This is a genomic window from Micromonospora sp. NPDC002411, from assembly GCF_053592955.1.
Genome location: NZ_JBSFBM010000467.1, coordinates 1 through 4098, shown reverse-complemented (window position 1 = coordinate 4098; position 4098 = coordinate 1). Strand labels below are relative to the sequence as shown.

At 72.3% G+C, this 4098-nt stretch carries 3 protein-coding genes and 1 pseudogene; 3 read left to right on the top strand and 1 reads right to left on the bottom strand.

Going from position 1 to position 4098, the window contains the following annotated elements; translation table 11 throughout:
- Positions 1-82: 82 nt before the first annotated feature.
- Positions 83-739: an HAD family hydrolase gene (locus ACWCO3_RS32300; protein WP_145784082.1), complete on the bottom strand. Its 657-nt coding sequence runs from the start codon at positions 737-739 to the stop codon at positions 83-85.
- A gap of 172 nt (positions 740-911) precedes the next feature.
- Here ACWCO3_RS32300 and ACWCO3_RS32295 point away from each other — a divergent pair, with 172 nt between their 5' ends.
- The 3 genes and pseudogenes from ACWCO3_RS32295 to ACWCO3_RS32285 form a co-directional block, all read left to right on the top strand.
- On the top strand, positions 912-1829 hold the full coding sequence (locus ACWCO3_RS32295) for a hypothetical protein (protein ID WP_145784084.1): 918 nt from the start codon (positions 912-914) through the stop codon (positions 1827-1829).
- A gap of 110 nt (positions 1830-1939) precedes the next feature.
- Positions 1940-3180, top strand: a pseudogene (locus ACWCO3_RS32290) (DUF222 domain-containing protein).
- Between the two features lie 82 nt (positions 3181-3262).
- On the top strand, positions 3263-4098 hold an 836-nt coding region (locus ACWCO3_RS32285), incomplete at its 3' end, for an MFS transporter (RefSeq protein ID WP_450013692.1).

Genomic DNA, 4098 nt, shown 5'->3' with positions numbered 1-4098 from the left:
GGTGTTGTATCCGGACGAAACCGCAACGCCGCCGGGCGTCGTCCGGGCCCGCGCAGGCCGGCCAGTCCTTATGAAACAGGCCCTAGACGCGTGCCGCGTTGTGCTCGGCGACCAGACCCGGCAGGTCGTCGAGCGAGTCGATGCGGAACAGGCACTGCTCAGCCACGGCCGGGACGTCCAGGATGTGTCCCCACGGGGAGCGCCGGATCAGGCAGGCCTTCATCCCGGCCGCCAGGGCCGGACGTGCGTCGTTGTCGGGCCGGTCGCCGACGTACAGGATCGACGACGCGTCGCCGCCACCCTCGGCGAGGACTCGCTCGAAGAATGCGGCCGACGGCTTCGCCACACCCCAACCGTGCGACGTGCCGATCACGTCCACGGAGAGATCGAGAGCGCGCAGGGTCGCCTCGGCGTGGGCCGGCTGGTTACCGGCCAGGCCCACCAACAGACCCTGGTCCCGCAACGCGGTCAGGCACCCTCGCGCGTCCGGATAGAGGTCTTCCGCGCCGAACGTCTCCGGCTGACCGGCGGTCGCCCGACGATCGAGCTCGGCCGCGAGATCGAAGTCGGGGCGGAAGGTTCGGAACGTCTCCTGGTAGTCCAGCCCTCGGGCGATCACCGCACCGAAGACCGCCGAGAACGTGTGCCGGGGAACGCCGAGCCAGTCCGCCCATGCCGCGAACTCGCGGGATTCGTCCAGAATCGTTCCACCGACATCGAAGAAGACCGCATTGATCATTCCTGACCCCCGTCATGGTGCAGCTCCGGGCGGAGCATAAATGGCAAACGACTCCCGCGCTCCCCCGCGCGGGCGGCGGGCTGCGGCTGCGGGCGGGCGGCGTAGACGATTCACCAACCCGTGCCCGCCAAACTCGGTGGAACCGTCGGTCCGGGTGGGCCATGGTGAGGCCATGGACGACGGTGAACTGACCGACGCGGAGTGTCGTGTGTGGACGACGATGCCGGCGGGAACGCGGGCCGCACTGGCCGGGCTGTCCGGCGCGGATCTGCGCAGCCTGCTGTTGGGCGTGGCCCGCGACCGCGCGGCGACTGTGCGCCCGTCCGAGGTGGTACGCCGTTGGCGCGAGGACCGGTTCGTCCGCCCGGCCGGCGCGGATCCGCGCGTACTCGCTCGGGTGGAGGCCCGGATGTGGCAACTGCTGCCCGCTGACGTCTCCGGGGTCGAGTTGTCGCCGGTCGTGCCGGTGGGCGCCTGCTCGGCGGTCGCGCCGGGCAGCCAGAACAGGATCGTCACCACGATGCGGGCCAGCGAGGTGCTGAGCGACCCCACCAACGCCCTCGCGATCGAGGCAGCCGTGCGTCGCCGTCGACAGGACGAGGTGCACCTGGCCGCCGCCCATCGCGTACTTCGGGCGCAGGATTTCGGTAGCGGCGCGTCGTCGCACTTCCGGCTCTTCGCCCTGGTGTCCAGCGCCCGGGACACCGGTTCGGGCAGCACCCAGGCCCGCCTGCTGATCCGGCACCTCACCTACTGGCAGACGGTCCTCGCCGACCTGGCGCCGGCGGCTGCGCCTCAGCTGCACGTCACGACGCTCGACGACGAGGGCGTCGTCCGGGAACGGCTGGCGGACACCGTCCGACCGGCTCTCGACGAGGACGCGGTGCCGCTCGTGGACGAGCCGGAGCGCACACGCGGACGCGGCTACTACACCGGTTGCGCCCTACGGATCAGCCTCCTCGACGGCGACCTGGAGATCGGCGACGGCGGCCTCACCGACTGGACCGCCCGACTGAGCGGCGACGCCAAGGAACGCTGCCTCATCTCGTGTCTCGCCACCGAACGCCTCGCCGGCCACGTGGCCCACTGAGGCGAGCCTTCCCGACGCTCGGACCTCGTACCCCATCAGGCCTCTGATCGCCGCGCTGTGCTGTCCTTCCAGGCGGCAAGAATGTCGTACACCTGTTCTATTCTCGGTCCATGTGGGAGGGGTTGGCGCAGGCGGAGGCGGGCGTCGCCGAGTGCCTCGACGCCTCAATGTGGGCCCTTCCAGAGCACGACCTCGTCGCGGCACTCGACGCCGCGCACCGGCTCGAGCAGCGCCTGGCGGCCGTGCAACTCGCGCTGGTGCGCGAGCTGGACGGCCGTGGCACGGCAGTGACGCAGGGCGCGTCGTCGACAGCGGTGTGGTTGCGGGACCGGTTGCGGTTGAGCGTCTCCGCCGCTCGCCGGCTGGTCGACCTCGCCAGCGCGTTGGACGCCGGAGCGCCCGGGGTGAGCGCTGCGCTGGCCAGCGGAAGGATCAGCGTGGAGCAGGCCCGGGTCATCGGCGACACGGTCCGCACTGTGCACACGGCCGCTGGCGCCGAGGCGGCCGAGAAAGCGGTCGGTGTCCTGGTCGAGTGGGCCGGGCAGTTCGGCTGCGCAGGCTGGGCACCCGGGTCCTCGACCACGTCGCCCCGGAGGTCGCCGAAGCGGCGGCCCGGGCGGCGTTGGACGCCGAGGCGCGTCGAGCCGGCCAGGATCGTCACCTCACGCTGTCCGAGCGGCGCGACGGCCGGCTGCGACTGTCCGGCACCCTCGATGCCGAGACGGCCGGTCTGCTGCGTGCCGCGCTCGACCCCTTGACCGCGCCGTCCGGTCCGGACGATCCGCGTTGTGCTGGGCAACGCCGCCACGACGCGCTCGCCGACCTCTGTCGGCTCGCCCTGCGGAGCGACGAGCTACCCGAGCACGGCGGCGAGGCCGCCCAGGTCGTCGTCACCACGAGCTTCGACGTGTTGACCCAGCAGCTCGCCGCCGGCACCCTCGACACCGGGCCACGGGTGACCCCGGAGACGGTACGTCGCCTCGCCTGTGACGCGGCGATCCTTCCGGCCGTCCTCGGCGGCAGTGGTCAGACGCTCGACGTGGGCCGGCAACGCAGGTTGGTCACCGGCCCCCTGCGACGCGCCCTGGTTCTGCGCGACCGCGGCTGCGCCTTCCCGGGCTGCGACCGCCCGCCCCGCTGGTGCGACGCCCACCACATCCGCCACTGGGTCGACGGTGGCAGCACCAGCCTGGCCAACTCCGTGTTGCTCTGCGCCCACCATCACCGACACGTCCACCGAGGTGAGTGGGCGGTCCGGCTCAGCGGCGACGGTCACCCCGAGTTCGTTCCGCCGGCCTGGCTCGATCCCGACCAACTTCCCCGTCGGAACGAGTACCACCGACGGACGTGACCAGACGAGCTGGCCACTGACTGTGATGGGGGCCGCACTGTGCGGGGCATCGGTGCGCGGGCGGCGGCTCTAGGGTCGGTGAATGGGCACCCGGGCGGGGTTTCGCGGCCGCTGGCGGTCGTTGTCGCCGCTGCCGCCGCCCGGTCGGCTGCGCACGTTGTCGCTGGCCACTCTGGCCAACACGGTCGGCACGGGGTTGTGGGTGACCGCTGCGGCGCTCTATCTGACCCGTTGCGTGGGGCTGACGCCGACGGAGGTGGGGTGGGGGCTCACCGTCGCCGGCCTGGTCGGGCTCACCGCGAGCGTGCCGCTCGGTGGGCTCGCCGACCGGCATGATCCGCGAGCGTTACGCGCGATCCTCCAACTGGCACAGGCCGCTGTCGCCGCCGCGTACCTGTTTGTCGGCTCCTTCTCGGTTTTCCTGCTGGTCGCCACTGTGGACGCGTTGCTGGTCTCCGGCAACCTGGCGGTCCGTGCCGCGCTGGTCGCGGCGGTCGGCGGTCCGGAGGGCCGGGTGCACGCCTTCGCCACATTGCGGGCGGTGGCGAACCTGGGCGTGACGCTCGGCGCGGGGCTGGCCGCGTTCGCGTTGGTGGCGGACACCGGGTGGGCGTACCGGCTGCTGGTGCTCGGCAACGTCGCGACCTACCTGGTCTCGGCGGCGCTGATCATGCGACTGCCGTCGTATCCGCCGGTCCGGCGGCCGGTCCGGCCGCGACCGGGCCGCGCGTTGCGCGACGGGCGCTTCCTCGCGGTCGCCGGCGCTTCGGCGGTGCTCTCCCTGCACTGGGTGGCGCTGACGCTGATTCTGCCGCTGTGGGTGGTGACCCGCACCGACGCGCCCCCGGTGACGGTCGCGGCCGTGCTGCTGGTCAACACGCTGCTCACCGTGCTGTTCGCGGTACGGCTCAGCGGGAG